Raw genomic sequence first — 15,683 nt, 5'->3', positions numbered from 1 at the left:
CGAAGCCTATCGACCCCGCGGCCAAAGTTATACCCGGGCTGTGTGCGGACCGTTTCCGATGCCCGTCGCGGCCCTGCCGCGGCGGCCGCGACGCCCTCGGCGAGTGACCGTCACACCTTCCCGAACCCGTCCTGCAGCGCCGTCATGACCCGGGTGCGCTGTTCGGTGGCGAGCCGGGCCGCCTCCTGCGTGGTGCTCGTGATCATCGCCGCGAGAGTGCGGGCGTCGAGGCTCGAGATGGAGTCGTCCATCCACAGACCGGTCAACGTGCCGTTCCCGTCGACCTCGGCCGTCACCTGATCGGACTCGCTCGACGCCCGCGCCGTGATCGACTGCAGCCCGGCGAGGGCCTCTTCCAGGAGATTCACCTGCTCGGTGGCCCGGCCGACGATCGCATCCATGTCGTGTTCGCTCACAGTGGTCGCATCCAGCTCGTCGGGGTGGGTTCTTCCTCGTCCTCGATCGCTTGCGCGGCGGCGACGTCGGCGCGGGTGGGCAGGCCGAGCTTGTCGAGGATGTCGGCGGGCATGCCGTCACGGGCGAGTTCGTCGCGGCGGCGCGCGCCGGCCTCCATCGCCGAGCGCCGGCACAGGGTCAGGATCTCGTCCGCGAGCCGCTGGCCGCCGTACCGGAGTTCGCGCGGATCGATGCGGAGTTCGAGCGGCAGACCCTGCTCGGTGGTCCGGACCGAGACGGTGCCGGAGCGATTGCTGACAGCGGCCGTGGTGCCGGCCGGGGGCGGGGTGGGGGGAAACATGATTCCTGTCATTCCGTGGGTCGGTAGAAGCCGTAGAAGCCCATGCCGCTGTTGCTGGTTCGGATCGGTCCGACCTGCACGGGATCACCGGCCTCGACGAGCTGGCCGTTGCCGATCACCATCGCCACGTGGCCGTCCCACACGGCGAGGTCGCCGGGCATCAGGTCGCCCGGATCGACGGCGGTGCCGACGTTCTGTTCCTGCGCCAGGCGCGGAAGACCCACGCCCGCTTCGCCGTACGCCCACTGCGTCAGCCCGCTGCAGTCGAGGCCCTCGCCGGGCGACGTCCCGCCCCAGACATACGGGACGCCTTGCTGCGACAGCGCGTTGCGCACGGCGTCGGCCGCCTCCTTGTTGGGGGCGACGGCGGTGCTGCCGTCGGGCAGGACAACCTCGACGCCCTCACCGCCGTGCGCGGGGTCCGAGGTGGACGGCCCGTGACCGGTGCCTCCCGATCTGCCGGTGAGGGAATCCGCCCGGGACCCACCCGCTGCGCGTCCGCCGGACGAGTGCGCGGCCGGGGCGGCGATGTTCGTCAGGCCGGACATCGGTGACGTCCCCGAGGAACTCGCGAACCCGGACGCGGCGCGGCTCACCGCGTCGGACCCGGCGGGTGTGACAGGGGCGGCGGAGGCGGGCGCCGTGCTCGCGGCGGTCGTGCTCGCGGGCGCGGTGGCGGCGGGCGCGGACGGAACGTCTTCGGCCGGGGTGAGGGTGACCATCTTTCCGGTCTGCTCGGCGAGTTCTGCCCGCACCTTCGCGACGACGGCGGTGGCCCGGCCGAGGTGGTCGAGTGCCGCCGCGACGATCATCGCCTGACCTGGCGGGGTGGCCAGGGCGGGTCCGGCCGCGACCGCGAGGGCGATGAACGACTGCAGGATCTCCTGCAACTGCAGCATTCCGGCCCGGACGATCTCGGACGCCTCGGCGACGACGGCGGCCATGTCGTTGCCGCGATCAGAGACCGCGACCGTCGCCCGCTGCGCCTCCTCGGTCTTCACGATCGCACCGGTGCCGCCCTTGCCCTGCCAGTCGCCGTAGATCGAGCTGATGCCGGTGCGTCCGGTGTCGTGCACCGCGTCGATGGCGACCGAGGACGCGCGCAAGGCGTCGGCGGGACCGCCTGAAGGGAGGACTCCGCTGCCGAACGCGCCGACCAGATCGAGGATCGGGCGGGTGAGGAGATCGATGGGGATCACGGTCAGGCCTCCAGCCCGACCGCGCCGGCGGCGAGCGCGGCCGTCGTGGCCACCTCGGTGCCCTCGTACGCGGCGGCATTGGCGAGCGCGGTCGCACTGATTCCGCCGAGCACGCCGGACAGCTTCTCGATGGAAGTCAGGTGCGCGGCGTGCGCCGTGGCGAATGCGGCGACGAAATCGCCCCCGATCACCCCGAAGACCGGTCCGAGCAGCAGCGGTCCCGCGGCGGCGGCCCCGAGACCCGCGGCCTGCATCTCCACGGACATGGTCGCGGCCGTGGCCGCGAACTCGGCGATACTCGCGGTATCCGCCCTCAAGTCGTTCATCGTCATCCCCCCCAGTCGGATTTGATACCGGTCACCATATTGGACGCGGGGGACACCCGATCGGTTCCACCCCCCAATTCGCCGAGAATCGCGCTCCTGCGAAATCCCGACCCGCGCCCCCTTATTCTTCGAGCATGAACACGCACGTCGTCGACCACCCGCTCGCAGCGGTCCTCCTGACCACGATGCGCGATGCGCGCAGCGACAATGCCACATTCCGTGCCGCCTTGCGAAGGCTGACCCACATGCTGGTGTACGAGGCGATGCGCGAGGCTCCGGTCGACACGTTCGACGTGGTCACCCCCATCGCGACGACCGACGGAGTGCGGCTCAGCCATCCGCCGCTGCTCGTCCCGGTCCTGCGCGCCGGGCTGGGCATGGTCGAGCAGGCAAGCAGCCTGATCCCGCAGGCGCGAGTCGGTTTCGTCGGCATGGCCCGGGACGAGCAGACGCATCTGCCGGTGCCGTATCTCGAGTCGCTCCCGGCGGACCTGTCCGGCATCCCGGTGTACGTCCTCGACCCGATGCTGGCGACCGGCGGTTCGATGGTGCACACGATCGACCTGCTCGTCGCCCGCGGTGCCACGGACGTCACCGCCGTGTGCGTCGTCGCGGCGCCAGAAGGTGTTGCCGCGCTCACGGCGTCCGGTCATCCCGTGCGACTCGTCACCGCGGCGGTCGACGAGGGGCTGAACGGGGACGCGTTCATCGTCCCCGGCCTCGGCGACGCCGGGGACCGGCAGTTCGGACCGCGCTGACGACTCGGCTATAGCACTTCGGCGAACTCGCGCAACAGATTCAACCGCGCCGCGGCCGCCTCGCGTGCCGCGGGTAACGCCGACCGATCCGGCACCGGGACGACCACCTCCAGGTAGCACTTGAGCTTGGGTTCGGTCCCGGAGGGGCGCACCACCACTCGGACCGTCGACCCGGCGAGGACCACGGCGTCGGTGCGGGACTGCCCGCGCAGTGCGGCCAGATCGGTGGCCTCGACGGGCTCGCCGGCCAGTTCGGCCGGCAGTTCCGCCCGCAGCCGTCGCATCATCTCGGTGATGTCCGCGAGGTCGGTGACGCGACGCGACACCTGGTCTCCGGCGTGCAACCCGAATTCGAGCGCGTAGTCGTCCAGCCGGTCGAGGAGTGTCGACCCCTCCGCCCGCAGGGTCGCCGCGAGGTCGGCGGCCATCACCGCCGCGGAGATGCCGTCCTTGTCGCGCACCGACTCCGGGTCGACGCAGTGACCGATCGCCTCTTCGTACGCGTACACGAGACCCTCGCCCGCCCGGACGAGCCACTTGAAGCCGGTGAGGGTCCGGGCGAAACGGGCGCCGCGGGCCGCGGCGAGCTTCCCGAGGAGTGCCGACGAGACGATCGTCGTCGCGACGAGTGAATCCGAGGGGGCGGACGCGAGGACGTGGTCGCCGAGCAGCACCCCCGTCTCGTCTCCGCGGAGCATCCGCCAGCCGTCCGGCCCGCGCACACCGACCGCGCACCGATCCGCGTCGGGGTCCAGGGCCAGCGCGAGGTCGGCGTCGACGTCCGCGGCGAGCGCGAGGACGGCATCCGAGGCGCCCGGTTCCTCCGGATTCGGGAACTCGACGGTCGGGAAGTCCGGGTCGGGGTCGAACTGCGCGGCGACGGTGTGGACGTCGGTGAACCCGGCGGATTTCAGTGCGGCGAGCGCGGTCTCGCCGCCGACGCCGTGCATGGCGGTGAGCGCGATCCGCACGGATCGCGACTCGCCCCTCGGCAGGGACGCGACCCGGTCGACGTAGCGGTCGAGGAGTTCCCTGGACGCCGGTGTCACCGGGGTCCGGGGAACGAGGTCGGCCCGCCCGATCCTGGTGACCGCCGCCTCGATCTCCCGGTCGGACGGCGAGATCAACTGGGCGCCGCCGTCGAGGTAGACCTTGTACCCGTTGTCGGCGGCAGGATTGTGGGAGGCGGTGATCTGCACGCCTGCCGCGGCCCGGAGGCGGCGGACCGCGAACGCGACGATCGGTGTGGGCAGGGGACGGGGGAGGAGGACGACCGAGAATCCTGCGCCCGCCAGCACTTCCGCGGCGGCGACGGCGAACTTCTCCGATCCGTGCCGCGCGTCGCGCCCGACGACGACGGTGGAGCCGCCCAGGCAGCGATCCTTCAGCCACTCGCCCAGCCCGGCGGTCGTGCGGATCACGACGGCGAGGTTCATGCCGTTCGGGCCCGCCCGCACCGGGCCGCGCAGTCCTGCGGTCCCGAAACTCAGCGGCGCGGCGAAGCGGTCGGCGAGTTCGCCGGGGGACAGGTTCGCGAGTTCCGCGCGGGTGCCGGGGTCGGGGTCGGCGTCGATCCAGTCCGCGATCGGATCGTTCACAAGCGCTCCACCAGTTCTCGTAGGAGCCCGCCCATGCGATCGGCGGACGCCCGGCCCGCGGCGAGGACCTCCTGGTGGTTCAGGTGCTCGCCGGTGATGCCTGCCGCGAGGTTCGTCACCATCGAGATCCCGAGGACGCGGGCGCCGAGTGCTCGCGCCGCGATCGTCTCGTGGACGGTGGACATGCCGACGAGGTCGGCGCCGATCGTCCGCAGCATGCGGATCTCGGCCGGGGTCTCGTAGTGCGGGCCTGGCAGACCGGCGTAGACGCCTTCGCTGAGTGATCCGTCGATGTCGCGGGCGAGGGCCCGCAGTTCGGGGTCGTACGCGTCGACGAGGTCCACGAACTCGGCGCCGACCAGTGGTGACCGGGCCGTGAGGTTGAGATGATCGCTGATCAGCACCGGCTGTCCGACGGTGAAGTCCTGGCGGATCCCGCCGGCGGCGTTCGTCAGGATGACGGTCGACGCCCCGGCGGCGATGGCCGTGCGCACGGGGTGGACGACGGACGACAGCGGATGGCCCTCGTAGGCGTGGGTGCGGCCGAGCAGGACGAGGACCCGCTTGCCGCCCACCTCCACGGAGCGGATCGTTCCGGCGTGCCCCGCGGCGGACGGCGGGGTGAACCCCGGGAGGTCGGCCATCGGGACGGTGCAGAGTGATTCGCCGAACCGGTCGGCGGCGGCGTTCCACCCCGATCCGAGGACGACGGCGATCGAGTGTTCGGCGCAGTTCGTGTGCGCGGCGAGCGCGGCGGCCGCGGCGTCTGGCGTTCCCATGAGGCGATAGTCTTCCACTCATGCCCTATCTCGATCGCGACGGCGACGTATTCATCCTGTACCTCGGTACCGAGGGCGAGACGGACAACGAGAACCGCTTCCATCCGGATTGGATCGACGCCACCCACACCGCGCTCGACGAGGTCGAAGCCCACGAGGGTTCCGCAGCGCTGGTGACGACCGCGACGGGCAAGTTCTTCACGAACGGTCTGGACACCACGTGGATCTTCGCCAACACGGACAAGCTCCCGGAATACCTCGACCGCGTGCACACGATCTACAGCCGCCTGCTCGCGTTCCCGATGGCCACCGTCGCCGCCGTCCAGGGCCACAGTTTCGGTGCCGGCGCGATGCTCGCCACCTCCCACGACTTCCGGGTGATGCGCGCCGACCGCGGGTTCTACTGCCTCCCCGAGGTGTCGCTGAACATGCCGTTCACGGTGGGGATGTCGGCGCTCCTGAACACGCGCCTGCCCAAGCAGACCGCCGTCGAGGCGATGACGACGGGTCGCCGTTTCGGCGGTTCCGACGCGCTCGCCGCGGGCATCGTCGACCAGATCGAGGAGGGAGACGCCGTCCTCTCCGCCGCCGTGGAACGGGCCGCCGCGCTCACCGCCACCCGCGGCGCCAACCTGGCCGGAATCAAGCGCGGAATCCATCACGACGCCCTCGCCGCGCTCGCCACGGCGACGGACAAGAGCAACTTCAGCTTCGGGTGAGAGAATGAGCACGTGAATGCGGATGTCGAGGCGGCGGTCAGGTCAATCGAGACCGATCTGATTGCGCTGTCCCATTCGATCCACAGCGAACCGGAACTCGCGTTCGAGGAGTTCCGGAGCGTCGCGAAGATCACCGAACTGCTCAAACGCAGCGGGTTCGACGTGCGCACGGGCATCGCGGACCTGCCGACGGCGTTCGACGCCACGTTCGGCAGCGGCGACCTCGTCCTGGGCATCTGCGCCGAATACGACGCGCTGCCGGAGATCGGGCACGCGTGCGGGCACAACATCATCGCGGCGTCCGCGGTCGGCGCCGGAGTCGCGCTCGCCACGGTGGCCGAACGGCTCGGGATCACGGTGCGGGTCATCGGGACGCCCGCGGAGGAGAGCGGCGGCGGCAAGATCGCCATGCTCGAGAAGGGGGTCTTCGACGGGGTCGCGGCCGCCCTGATGGTGCATCCGGGTCCGATCGACATCACGGGTGCGACGTCGCTCGCACTGGCCGACATCGCGGTCACGTTCAACGGCCGCGAAGCGCACGCGTCGGCCGCGCCGGAGTTCGGGCGCAACGCCGCCGACGCCGCGACCGTCGCCCAGGTCGGCATCGGCCTACTGCGCCAACATCTCTCGCCGGGACAGCAGATCCACGGCATCGTCTCCGACGGCGGAACCGCGCCCAACATCGTTCCCGCCCGTTCCGAAATGCTGTACTACCTGCGCGCCGAGACGGCATGGGCGCTGTCCGAGCTGACGGCCCGCGCGGAAGCGTGCTTCGCGGCCGGGGCACTCGCCACCGGGTGCACCCACGAGATCCGCACGGTGTCGCCCACGTATACGGAACTGACGCCGGATCCCTGGCTGGTGGCGACGTACCGGGAGCAGATCGTCGACATGGGGCGGACCCCGCTGCCGCTCGAATGGGAGGGCGTCCGTCCGCTGGGCAGCACCGACATGGGCAACGTCACCAACGTCCTGCCCGGAATCCATCCCATCATCGGCCTCGACTCGGGAGGTGCGGTGACGCATCAGCCGCAGTTCGCGGCGGCGTGCATCACCGAATCTGCCGACCTGGCCGTGATCGACGGAGCGATTGCCCTGGCGCGCACGGCAGTTCGCGCTGCAACGGACGACACACAGCGGGTGCGGCTGTTGGAAGGAGTTGATCGCCGGTGAACGCGGCAGTCGACAAATGGATTTTCGCTCACACCGACGAACTGTCCCAGTGGCGACGGCACATCCACGCCAATCCCGAACTCGCACGACACGAGTACGCGACGACGGAATTCGTGGCCACCCGCCTGGCCGCGGCGGGGCTGTCACCCGAACTGCTTCCCGGGGGAACGGGGCTCACGTGCGATCTGGGGCCGTCGGACGGTCCCCGCATCGCGTTGCGCGCCGACATGGACGCGCTCCCGCTCCAGGAACTCACCGGCGCCACGTACTCGTCGACGGTGCCGGGCGTGTCGCACGCCTGCGGGCACGACGCGCACACCACCATCCTGCTGGGAACCGGTCTGGCCCTCAGTGAGATCCCCGACCTGCCGGTGGGTGTCCGGCTGATCTTCCAGCCCGCCGAGGAGGTCATGCCCGGGGGTGCGCTGGAGGTCGTCGCGGCCGGACGGCTCGAAGGTGTGTCGAGGATCTTCGCCCTCCACTGCGATCCGCGACTGGCGGCCGGTCGGGTCGGGGTACGGCTCGGCGCGATCACGTCCGCGGCCGACACGGTCGAGGTCGTGCTCGACTCGCCGGGCGGCCACACGTCCCGTCCGCACCTGACCACCGACCTCGTGTTCGCGCTGGGCACCGTCGTGACCGGATTGCCGGGCATGCTCAGCAGGCGGATCGACCCGCGCACCGGCACCGTCATGGTGTGGGGCGCCGTGAGCGCAGGCCGGGCCCCCAACGCCATCCCGCAGACCGGCATGATGACCGGCACCGTGCGGACCGGCGATCACGAGACGTGGGAGATGCTCGAGCCGCTGGTCCGGGAGATCGTCCACGGGCTCCTCGCGCCCACCGGGGTGCGGTATCAGCTGAACTACCGCCGCGGCGTCCCGCCCGTCGTCAACGACGAGGTGTCGACGCGCATGTTCGAGGACGCGATCCGGACCGTCGGCCCGGACGCCCTCGCCGACACGCCGCAGTCGGGCGGCGGCGAGGACTTCTCCTGGTATCTCGAAGAAGTTCCCGGCGCGATGGCCCGGCTCGGCGTCTGGTCGGGCGTCGGCGAGCAACTCGACATCCACCAGCCCACGTTCGATCTGGACGAGCGGGCGCTCGGCGTCGGCGTGCGGGTGCTGTCGAGCCTGGTGCTGGCCGAGGCGCAGCGTTAGGCGCTATTCGGTGCCCGGACCGACGTTGCGGCTGTTGCGGGTGCGCAGGTCGCGTACGTAGTCGGCGGGGGCCCCGGCGATCTCTGCGGCGTCGGCCATCACCCCGAGGTAGCGGGCCGACGGCAGACCGCCCTCGTACGCGTCGAGCACGTACAACCACGCGAGTTCGGGTTCGCCGTCGGTGTCCACGCGGACGCGGATCTTGCGGTGGATGCCGAGTTCGGAGCCCTCCCATCGGTCGAGGCTGACCTCGTCCTCCTCGGGGACGTCGTAGAGGACGACGAACACCTTGGAATCGGGGTCCTCGACCACGGTGGCGAGTGCGCCCTCCCAGCCGATGTCCCCGCCACTGAACGTCAGTCGCCAGCCGTGCAGCCAGCCCGTCCCCGCCATCGGCGAATGAGGGCAGCGCTGCAACATCTGCTCGGGATGCATGTTGGACCCGTAGGCGGCATAGATCGACACGGCGGCAAGCCTAAACGGTGGCTAGTAATCTGTTGCATGCAGTGCACGACACGACGCGCTGCGATCGTAGGAAAAGCCGGCCGGAGACCCCGGTCGTCAGGTGAATTGGAGGACAGATGACCCGAATCGTGATCATTGGTGGCGGGCCTGCCGGATACGAGGCAGCGTTGGTGGCCGCACAGCACGGCGCCTCCGTCTCCTTGATCGATTCGGACGGCGTGGGCGGCGCCTGCGTTCTGTTCGACTGCGTGCCGTCCAAGACCTTCATCGCGTCCACCGGCGTGCGCACCGACATGCGTCGCGCCACCGACCTGGGGATTGCGCTCGATCCGGAGCAGGCCACGGTCGCTCTGCCGCAGATCCACGCCCGCGTGAAGAGCCTCGCGCAGGCGCAGTCCTCCGACATCCGCACCCGCCTGCAGACCGTGGGTGTCGAACTGCTGTCGGGCACCGCGGAGCTCACCGACCAGCGGCTCGGCATGGCGTCGCATCAGGTGTGTGCGACCCTCGAGAACGGCGAGAAGAAGACACTCGACGCCGACGTCGTCCTCATCGCCACCGGCGCGAGCCCCCGGGTGATCCCCGGGGCGGAGCCGGACGGTGAGCGGATCCTGACGTGGCGCGACCTCTACGACCTCGACGAGCTGCCCTCGCACCTCGTCGTCGTCGGTTCCGGTGTGACCGGCGCCGAGTTCGTGTCCGCCTACACCGAGATGGGTGTCAAGGTCACCCTGGTGTCCAGCCGCGACCGTGTCCTGCCCGGTGAGGACGCCGACGCGGCCCTCGTCCTCGAGGACGTCCTCGCCGAACGCGGCGTCACCCTCGTCAAGCATGCCAGGGCCGACGCCGTGAAGCGCACTGAGGACGGCATCGTCGTCGTCCTCGCGGACGGCCGCACCGTCGAGGGCAGCCACGCCCTGATGACGGTTGGTTCGGTCCCCAACACGCAGGGCCTCGGGCTGGAGAAGGTCGGCATCGAACTCGACAAGGGTGGCTACCTGCGGGTGGACCGGGTGTCGCGCACGCCGGTGTCGGGGATCTACGCGGCGGGCGACTGCACCGGCTTGCTGCCGCTGGCGTCGGTCGCCGCCATGCAGGGCCGCATCGCGATGTACCACGCGCTCGGCGAGGGCGTCAGCCCCATCAAGCTGAAGACGGTGGCGTCGGCCGTGTTCACCCGCCCCGAGATCGCGACCGTGGGCGTCAGCCAGGCCGCGATCGACGACGGCGAGGTGCCTGCCCGCACCGTCATGCTCCCGCTCAACACCAACCCGCGCGCGAAGATGTCCGGGCTGCGTCGCGGTTTCGTGAAGATCTTCTGCCGTCCGGCCACCGGTGTGGTGATCGGCGGCGTGGTGGTGGCCCCCAACGGGTCGGAGCTGATCCTGCCCATCGCCATCGCCGTGCAGAACAACCTCACCGTCAACGATCTCGCCGCGACGTTCTCGGTGTACCCGTCGCTGACGGGGTCGATCACCGAGGCGGCTCGCCAGCTGATGCGGCACGACGACCTGGATTGATCCCGAAATGTGGGAATCGCATTTCATATAGTGGCTCCTGCGGTGAGATAGTCGAGGCACGGTCCGAAATCATCGGCCGTGCCTCGGCGCTCTCCCGCCCCGCAGACCCAGGACGGACAGGGTGTTCTCACCTGATCTCCGCTTTGACGTGCCTCCTGGGAGTCGACATGCCGCAATCACTTGCCCGCCGCATGGAGGGGCTGCACAGCTCCGCCATCCGTGACCTGCTCACCCTCACCGCCCGGCCCGACGTGGTCAGCCTTGCGGGCGGGCTGCCGGACCCCGAATTCATTCCGCGGGAACGGATCCGGAAGGAAGCCGAACTCGCGCTCGCGGACCCGGCGTCCGTCCAGTACGGCGAGACCACCGGGCTGCGCAGGCTCCGTGACGTGCTCGCCGCACGGGAGGGCGCCAAGATCGGCCGCCCACTCGACGCCGCGGACGTCGTCGTCACCCACGGCTCCCAGCAGGCGCTGAGCCTGCTCGCCCAGGTGCTGCTCGACCCCGGCGACGTCGTGATCGTCGAGGAACCCGCCTACACCGGCGCGCTGCAGGTGTTCCGTGCCGCGGAGGCCGACGTCCGGTCCGTCCCACTCGACGCAGACGGCATGGACACCGCCGCCCTGCAGGGCCTGCTCAAGTCCGGACTGCGGCCCACCGTCGTCCACACGGTGAGCAATTTCCACAACCCGCGCGGCGTCGTCCTGGCGGCCGGCCGCCGGGAACACCTCGCCGCACTGGCCGACCGCTACGGCTTCTGGGTGATCGAGGACGACCCGTACGGCGAACTCTTCTTCGACGGACCACCGCCCGCGCCTGTCGCGGCGCTGTCGGACCGGGTGATCCGGCTGTCCAGCGCCTCGAAGATCCTGGCACCCGCGCTGCGGGTCGGGTGGCTGCACGGCGACCGCCGGGTGTGCGAGGCCGTCGAACTGCTCAAACAGGGTGCGGACCTGTGCGGTTCGTCACTGACCCACCAGATCGCCGCCGGACTGCTGTCGGACGAGCCGTGGCTGGACCTGCACCTGGAGATGCTGCGCGCCCGCTACGGGTCCCGGGCCCGGGCACTCGCCGACGGTGTCGCCTCGACGTTCGGCGACCGCGCCGACGTGTCCTCGGCCGTGGGCGGAATGTTCTGCTGGACCGAATTTGCCGACTCGGGTCTGGACACGGCCGCGCTGCTGCAGACCGCGGTCGAACACGGTGTGGCCTTCGTCCCCGGATCGGCGTTCGGCGTCGCCGCGGAACACCGGAGCGCTCTGCGGCTGTGCTTCGCGACCTGTCCGGAAGCCGTGTTGACGGGCGCGGCGGCGAGGCTCGGCGACGCGTACGCCGATCACGCCCAGTCGTAGGTCCGCTCGACCGCCTTGTTCCACTCGGCGTACAGCCGGGTGGACTCGGCCTCGTCCATCCCGGGCTCCCAGGTCTTGTCGACGGCCCAGTTCGCGCGGATGTCGTCCTCGCTCTCCCAGAAGCCGACGGCCAGGCCCGCGGCGTACGCGGCGCCCAGCGCCGTCGTCTCGTTGACGACGGGCCGGATGACGGGCACCGCGAGAATGTCCGACTGGAACTGCATGAGCGTCTCGTTGACGACCATGCCGCCGTCCACCTTGAGGGAGGCGAGTTCGACGCCCGAATCGGCGCGCATCGCCTCGATCACCTCGCGAGTCTGATACGCGGTGGCCTCGAGGGCGGCCCTGGCGAGATGGCCCTTGTTCACGAACCGGGTGAGTCCGACGATCGCCCCGCGGGCGTCGGGCCGCCAGCGTGGGGCGAACAACCCGGAGAACGCGGGCACGAAGTAGGCGCCGCCGTTGTCGTCGACCGACTTCGCCAGATCCTCGATGTCCTTGGCCGAACTGATGATTCCCAGGTTGTCGCGCAGCCACTGCACCAGCGAGCCGGTGACGGCCACGGACCCCTCGAGCGCGTAGACGGCTGGTTTGTCGCCGATCTTGTAGCAGACGGTGGTGAGGAGGCCGTGTTTGCTGTGCACGGGTGTGGTTCCCGTGTTCAGTAACAGGAAGTTCCCCGTCCCGTACGTGTTCTTTGCTTCGCCTTCGGACAGGCATGCCTGCCCGAACGTCGCGGCCTGCTGATCGCCGAGGATTCCCGCGACGGGCACACCCGGCAGCGTCCCCCGTTCGCGTCCGACGCCGTAGATCTCCGACGAGCTGCGGATCTCCGGCAGCATCGACATCGGGATGCCGAAATCGGCGCAGATCTCCGGATCCCAGTCGAGGGTCTCGAGATTCATCAACAGCGTCCGGGAGGCGTTGGTGACATCCGTCACGTGGGTGCCCTCGGTGATGTGCCACAGAATCCAGCTGTCGATCGTGCCGAAGCAGAGCTCGCCGGCCTCCGCCTTCGCGCGGGCGCCGTCGACGTTGTCGAGGATCCAGCGGACCTTCGGCCCCGAGAAATACGTGGACAGCGGCAGGCCGGTGCGCTTCTGGTAGCGGCCCGGGCCCTCGTCGCCGCCGAGCTGCGTGCACAGTTCGTCGGTGCGCGTGTCCTGCCAGACGATGGCGTTGTACACGGGTTCTCCGGTGTTGCGGTCCCACACGACCGCCGTCTCGCGCTGATTGGTGATCCCGATCGCGGCGATGTCGCGTTTGGTGAGATCGGCCTTCGCGAGCGCGGACGCCACCACCTCGCGGGTGTTGATCCACAGCTGCTTCGGGTCGTGCTCCACCCAGCCTGCGCGCGGAAAGAACTGCTCGTGTTCCTTCTGGGCGACGCTCACCACGGCGCCGTCGTGATCGAAGATCATGCAGCGGCTGGAGGTGGTGCCCTGGTCTATCGCGGCGATGTACTGAATCACACGCATGAAGCTACTAGCCTGGGCATGAATCCGTCGTCATCTCACAGGAGCCCGAGTTGAGTAGTCAGCCTGGTGTGCAGTTCCTCGGTCCCCGGCAGCGCGATGCCGCCTGGGACGAGCTGCAGACCGAACAGTTCGACGTCGTCGTGATCGGCGGTGGTGTGGTCGGTGCCGGTGCGGCCCTGGACGCGGCCACCCGCGGGCTGAAGGTGGCGTTGGTGGAGGCGCGCGACTACGCGTCCGGAACGTCGAGTCGCTCGTCGAAGATGTTCCACGGCGGGCTGCGCTATCTCGAGCAGCTCGAGTTCGGACTGGTCCGGGAGGCGCTCCGGGAGCGTGAGCTGTCGTTGACCACCCTCGCGCCGCACCTGGTGAAGCCGCTCAAGTTCCTGTTCCCGATCACCCACCGGCTGTGGGAGCGGCCCTACATGGCGGCAGGAATCTTCCTCTACGACCGGATGGGTGGCGCCAAATCGGTTCCGCCGCAGAAGCATCTGACCCGCGCGGGTGCGCTGCGGATGGCGCCGGGCCTCAAGCGCAACTCGCTGACCGGCGGCATCCAGTACTACGACACCGTCGTCGACGACGCCCGGCACACCATGACCGTCGCGCGCACCGCCGCCCACTACGGGGCGGTCGTGCGGACGTCGACGCAGGTTGTCGGTTTCCTGCGGGAGGCGGACCGGGTGTCCGGAGTACGGATCCGGGACTGCGAGGACGGGCGCACCGCGGACGTGAAGGCGAACGTCGTCATCAACGCGACCGGTGTGTGGACCGACGAGATCCAGGCGCTGTCGCGGCAACGCGGCCGTTTCCGCGTCCGCGCGTCCAAGGGCGTCCACATCGTGGTGCCCCGAGACCGGATCGTCAGCGACGCCGCGATCATCCTCCGCACCGAGAAGTCGGTGCTGTTCGTCATCCCGTGGGGCAGTCACTGGATCATCGGCACCACCGACACGGACTGGAACCTCGACCTCGCGCATCCGGCTGCCACCAAGGCCGACATCGACTACATCCTCGGTCACGTCAACAAGGTGCTGGTGACGTCGCTGACCCACGACGACATCGACGGCGTCTACGCGGGTCTGCGTCCCCTGCTCGCCGGGGAGAGCGACGAGACGTCGAAGTTGTCGCGCGAGCACGCCGTCGCGCGTGTGGCGCCGGGCCTCGTCGCCATCGCGGGCGGCAAGTACACCACGTACCGTGTGATGGCCGAGGACGCCGTGGATCTCGCGGCCGAGGACATCCCGGCGCGGATGGCGCCGTCCATCACCGAGAAGGTGCCGCTCGTGGGTGCGGACGGCTATTTCGCGCTGGTCAACCAGACTGTGCACCTCGGACAGCTGTACGGGCTGCACCCGTACCGGGTGAAGCACCTGCTGGACCGGTACGGCTCACTGATCGGCGAGGTGCTCGACCTGGCGGCCGACAAGCCGGAACTTCTCCAGCCCCTCACCGACGCACCGGCCTACCTGCAGGTCGAGGTCGTGTACGCGGCGGCGGCCGAGGGCGCGCTGCACCTCGACGACATCCTCGCCCGGCGCACCCGCATCGCGATCGAGTACTCGCATCGGGGTGTGAACTGCGCCGAGCAGGTGGCGCAACTGGTCGCTCCGGTCCTCGGCTGGGACGCCGACGACATCGACCGCGAGGTGAAGACGTACCAGGCGCGGGTGGAGGCGGAGGTGCAGTCGCAGGCGCAACCGGACGACCTGTCCGCCGACGCGCTGCGGGCGGCGGCACCGGAATCGCGGATCGAACTGCTCGAACCGCCGGTCAGTGTGTCAGAAATACCTTGATCACCACGATGGCCGCTGCGACGGCGGCGAGGCCGATCGCCGCCCAGTGGGTGCCGGACGTGACCTTCTCGCGGCGGAGACGGCTGATCACGTAACTGATCGACGCGATCCGGGTGATCATCGCGAACTCGGCGATCAACTGCGCCGTCCTCGGCTCGAGCCAGCCGATCAGCGCGGTGCACAGGATGACGCTGGGGACGACGGCCGACGTCAGGATGGGCAGGCTGTCGCGGAGTTCGTCGGTGCGTTCGGCGCGGGTGAGGGTGCGGTCGAGTCGTAGTGTCTGGCCGACGGACTCGGCGAAGATGTGCGCGAGGAAGGTGGACAGCGCCGCTCCGACGACGATCGCGATGGCGACGGTTTCCTGCGCCTTGGTGACGGGGATCAGCGCGGCGAGGACCAGGATGTTGCCGTAAATGTAGGCGCTGATGCGCCGGGCGACACGCTCGGTGTCGATCGGGGCGTCGGTCAGCTGCGCGGGGCGGTTGAAGAGCTTCGGAAGGTCCCACTCCATGGCCCCGAGCATTCCACGCGCACGCGGTCAGCGAGTGTGGACGAGCGATTTCGGTGCGTGTGCGGCGACGACCCCGGAGAGCGCCATGACGA

16 protein-coding genes are annotated in these 15,683 nt (G+C 69.8%); 7 read left to right on the top strand and 9 right to left on the bottom strand.

Features of this window, described 5'->3' with window-relative positions:
- Positions 1–110: 110 nt before the first annotated feature.
- Genes CA951_RS19320 through CA951_RS19305 form a run of 4 tightly spaced genes read right to left on the bottom strand, consistent with a single transcriptional unit; the run spans position 111 to position 2,282 of the window.
- On the bottom strand, positions 111–416 hold the full coding sequence (locus CA951_RS19320; protein ID WP_015890015.1) for a YbaB/EbfC family nucleoid-associated protein: 306 nt from the start codon (positions 414–416) through the stop codon (positions 111–113).
- On the bottom strand, positions 413–757 hold the full coding sequence (locus CA951_RS19315; protein ID WP_087558383.1) for a hypothetical protein: 345 nt from the start codon (positions 755–757) through the stop codon (positions 413–415). The genes CA951_RS19320 and CA951_RS19315 overlap by 4 nt, the downstream gene beginning before the upstream one ends.
- An 8-nt stretch (positions 758–765) precedes the next feature.
- Positions 766–1,956, bottom strand: coding sequence for a C40 family peptidase (locus CA951_RS19310; RefSeq protein WP_087558382.1), 1,191 nt, complete (start codon positions 1,954–1,956; stop codon positions 766–768).
- 2 nt (positions 1,957–1,958) lie between these two features.
- Positions 1,959–2,282, bottom strand: coding sequence for a type VII secretion target (locus CA951_RS19305; protein WP_179220245.1), 324 nt, complete (start codon positions 2,280–2,282; stop codon positions 1,959–1,961).
- 134 nt (positions 2,283–2,416) lie between these two features.
- Between CA951_RS19305 and upp the strand changes: the two genes are divergently transcribed.
- On the top strand, positions 2,417–3,040 hold the full coding sequence (gene upp / locus CA951_RS19300) for a uracil phosphoribosyltransferase (RefSeq protein WP_087558380.1): 624 nt from the start codon (positions 2,417–2,419) through the stop codon (positions 3,038–3,040).
- An 8-nt stretch (positions 3,041–3,048) separates the two neighbouring features.
- Here the strand turns inward: upp and CA951_RS19295 are convergent, their stop codons facing one another.
- On the bottom strand, positions 3,049–4,638 hold the full coding sequence (locus CA951_RS19295) for a phospho-sugar mutase (protein WP_087558379.1): 1,590 nt from the start codon (positions 4,636–4,638) through the stop codon (positions 3,049–3,051).
- A complete protein-coding gene (locus CA951_RS19290) occupies positions 4,635–5,417 on the bottom strand; it encodes a purine-nucleoside phosphorylase (RefSeq protein WP_087558549.1) in 783 nt (260 codons plus the stop codon). Before CA951_RS19290 ends, CA951_RS19295 begins: the two co-directional genes overlap by 4 nt.
- 20 nt (positions 5,418–5,437) lie before the next feature.
- Here CA951_RS19290 and CA951_RS19285 point away from each other — a divergent pair, with 20 nt between their 5' ends.
- From CA951_RS19285 to CA951_RS19275, 3 genes are read left to right on the top strand one after another with little or no spacing between them, the layout of a single operon-like run.
- Complete coding sequence (locus CA951_RS19285) at positions 5,438–6,136, top strand: enoyl-CoA hydratase/isomerase family protein (protein ID WP_087558378.1); 699 nt, start codon at positions 5,438–5,440, stop codon at positions 6,134–6,136.
- Positions 6,137–6,148: 12 nt separating this feature from the next.
- Positions 6,149–7,309: a M20 family metallopeptidase gene (locus CA951_RS19280; RefSeq protein WP_087558377.1), complete on the top strand. Its 1,161-nt coding sequence runs from the start codon at positions 6,149–6,151 to the stop codon at positions 7,307–7,309.
- Positions 7,306–8,469 carry a M20 family metallopeptidase gene (locus CA951_RS19275; RefSeq protein ID WP_087558376.1) on the top strand — a complete coding sequence of 388 codons (1,164 nt, stop codon included), beginning with the start codon at positions 7,306–7,308 and terminating at the stop codon, positions 8,467–8,469. Before CA951_RS19280 ends, CA951_RS19275 begins: the two co-directional genes overlap by 4 nt.
- Before the next feature lie 3 nt (positions 8,470–8,472).
- On the opposite strand, the gene CA951_RS19270 is transcribed toward CA951_RS19275, so the two are convergent.
- Entirely contained in the window at positions 8,473–8,934 is a 462-nt protein-coding gene (locus CA951_RS19270) for a gamma-glutamylcyclotransferase (RefSeq protein WP_087558375.1), read from the bottom strand.
- 116 nt (positions 8,935–9,050) lie between these two features.
- On the opposite strand from CA951_RS19270, the gene CA951_RS19265 reads away from it, so the two are divergent.
- Positions 9,051–10,454 carry an NAD(P)H-quinone dehydrogenase gene (locus tag CA951_RS19265; RefSeq protein ID WP_087558374.1) on the top strand — a complete coding sequence of 468 codons (1,404 nt, stop codon included), beginning with the start codon at positions 9,051–9,053 and terminating at the stop codon, positions 10,452–10,454.
- A 167-nt stretch (positions 10,455–10,621) separates the two neighbouring features.
- On the top strand, positions 10,622–11,806 hold the full coding sequence (locus tag CA951_RS19260) for a PLP-dependent aminotransferase family protein (protein ID WP_087558373.1): 1,185 nt from the start codon (positions 10,622–10,624) through the stop codon (positions 11,804–11,806).
- Here CA951_RS19260 and glpK read toward each other — a convergent pair.
- The gene (glpK, locus tag CA951_RS19255; RefSeq protein ID WP_087558372.1) at positions 11,791–13,284 is read right to left on the bottom strand and encodes a glycerol kinase GlpK; all 1,494 of its coding nucleotides are present in this window, start codon (positions 13,282–13,284) and stop codon (positions 11,791–11,793) included. The two genes, CA951_RS19260 and glpK, sit on opposite strands and share 16 nt — an antisense overlap.
- 50 nt (positions 13,285–13,334) lie before the next feature.
- Here glpK and glpD point away from each other — a divergent pair, with 50 nt between their 5' ends.
- On the top strand, positions 13,335–15,077 hold the full coding sequence (glpD, locus tag CA951_RS19250; protein ID WP_087558371.1) for a glycerol-3-phosphate dehydrogenase: 1,743 nt from the start codon (positions 13,335–13,337) through the stop codon (positions 15,075–15,077).
- Here glpD and CA951_RS19245 read toward each other — a convergent pair.
- Positions 15,055–15,591, bottom strand: coding sequence for a hypothetical protein (locus CA951_RS19245; protein ID WP_087558370.1), 537 nt, complete (start codon positions 15,589–15,591; stop codon positions 15,055–15,057). The two genes, glpD and CA951_RS19245, sit on opposite strands and share 23 nt — an antisense overlap.
- Positions 15,592–15,683: the final 92 nt, after the last annotated feature.

Source organism: Rhodococcus sp. NCIMB 12038 (assembly GCF_002165735.1).
In the GTDB taxonomy this organism is placed as follows: Bacteria; Actinomycetota; Actinomycetes; order Mycobacteriales; family Mycobacteriaceae; genus Rhodococcus_F.
The sequence above is the reverse complement of the archived record's forward strand: the minus strand, read 5'-3'. Positions and strand labels throughout refer to the sequence as shown.

Bases quoted from the DNA above. Each gene is read 5' to 3' on its own strand.
- CA951_RS19285 (WP_087558378.1), top strand. From the start codon at position 5,438: ATGCCCTATCTCGATCGCGACGGCGACGTATTCATCCTGTACCTCGGT.
- CA951_RS19245 (WP_087558370.1), bottom strand. From the start codon at position 15,591: ATGGAGTGGGACCTTCCGAAGCTCTTCAACCGCCCCGCGCAGCTGACC.
- CA951_RS19315 (WP_087558383.1), bottom strand. From the start codon at position 757: ATGTTTCCCCCCACCCCGCCCCCGGCCGGCACCACGGCCGCTGTCAGC.
- CA951_RS19290 (WP_087558549.1), bottom strand. From the start codon at position 5,417: ATGGGAACGCCAGACGCCGCGGCCGCCGCGCTCGCCGCGCACACGAAC.
- CA951_RS19305 (WP_179220245.1), bottom strand. From the start codon at position 2,282: ATGAACGACTTGAGGGCGGATACCGCGAGTATCGCCGAGTTCGCGGCC.
- CA951_RS19260 (WP_087558373.1), top strand. From the start codon at position 10,622: ATGCCGCAATCACTTGCCCGCCGCATGGAGGGGCTGCACAGCTCCGCC.
- CA951_RS19265 (WP_087558374.1), top strand. From the start codon at position 9,051: ATGACCCGAATCGTGATCATTGGTGGCGGGCCTGCCGGATACGAGGCA.
- glpK (WP_087558372.1), bottom strand. From the start codon at position 13,284: ATGCGTGTGATTCAGTACATCGCCGCGATAGACCAGGGCACCACCTCC.
- upp (WP_087558380.1), top strand. From the start codon at position 2,417: ATGAACACGCACGTCGTCGACCACCCGCTCGCAGCGGTCCTCCTGACC.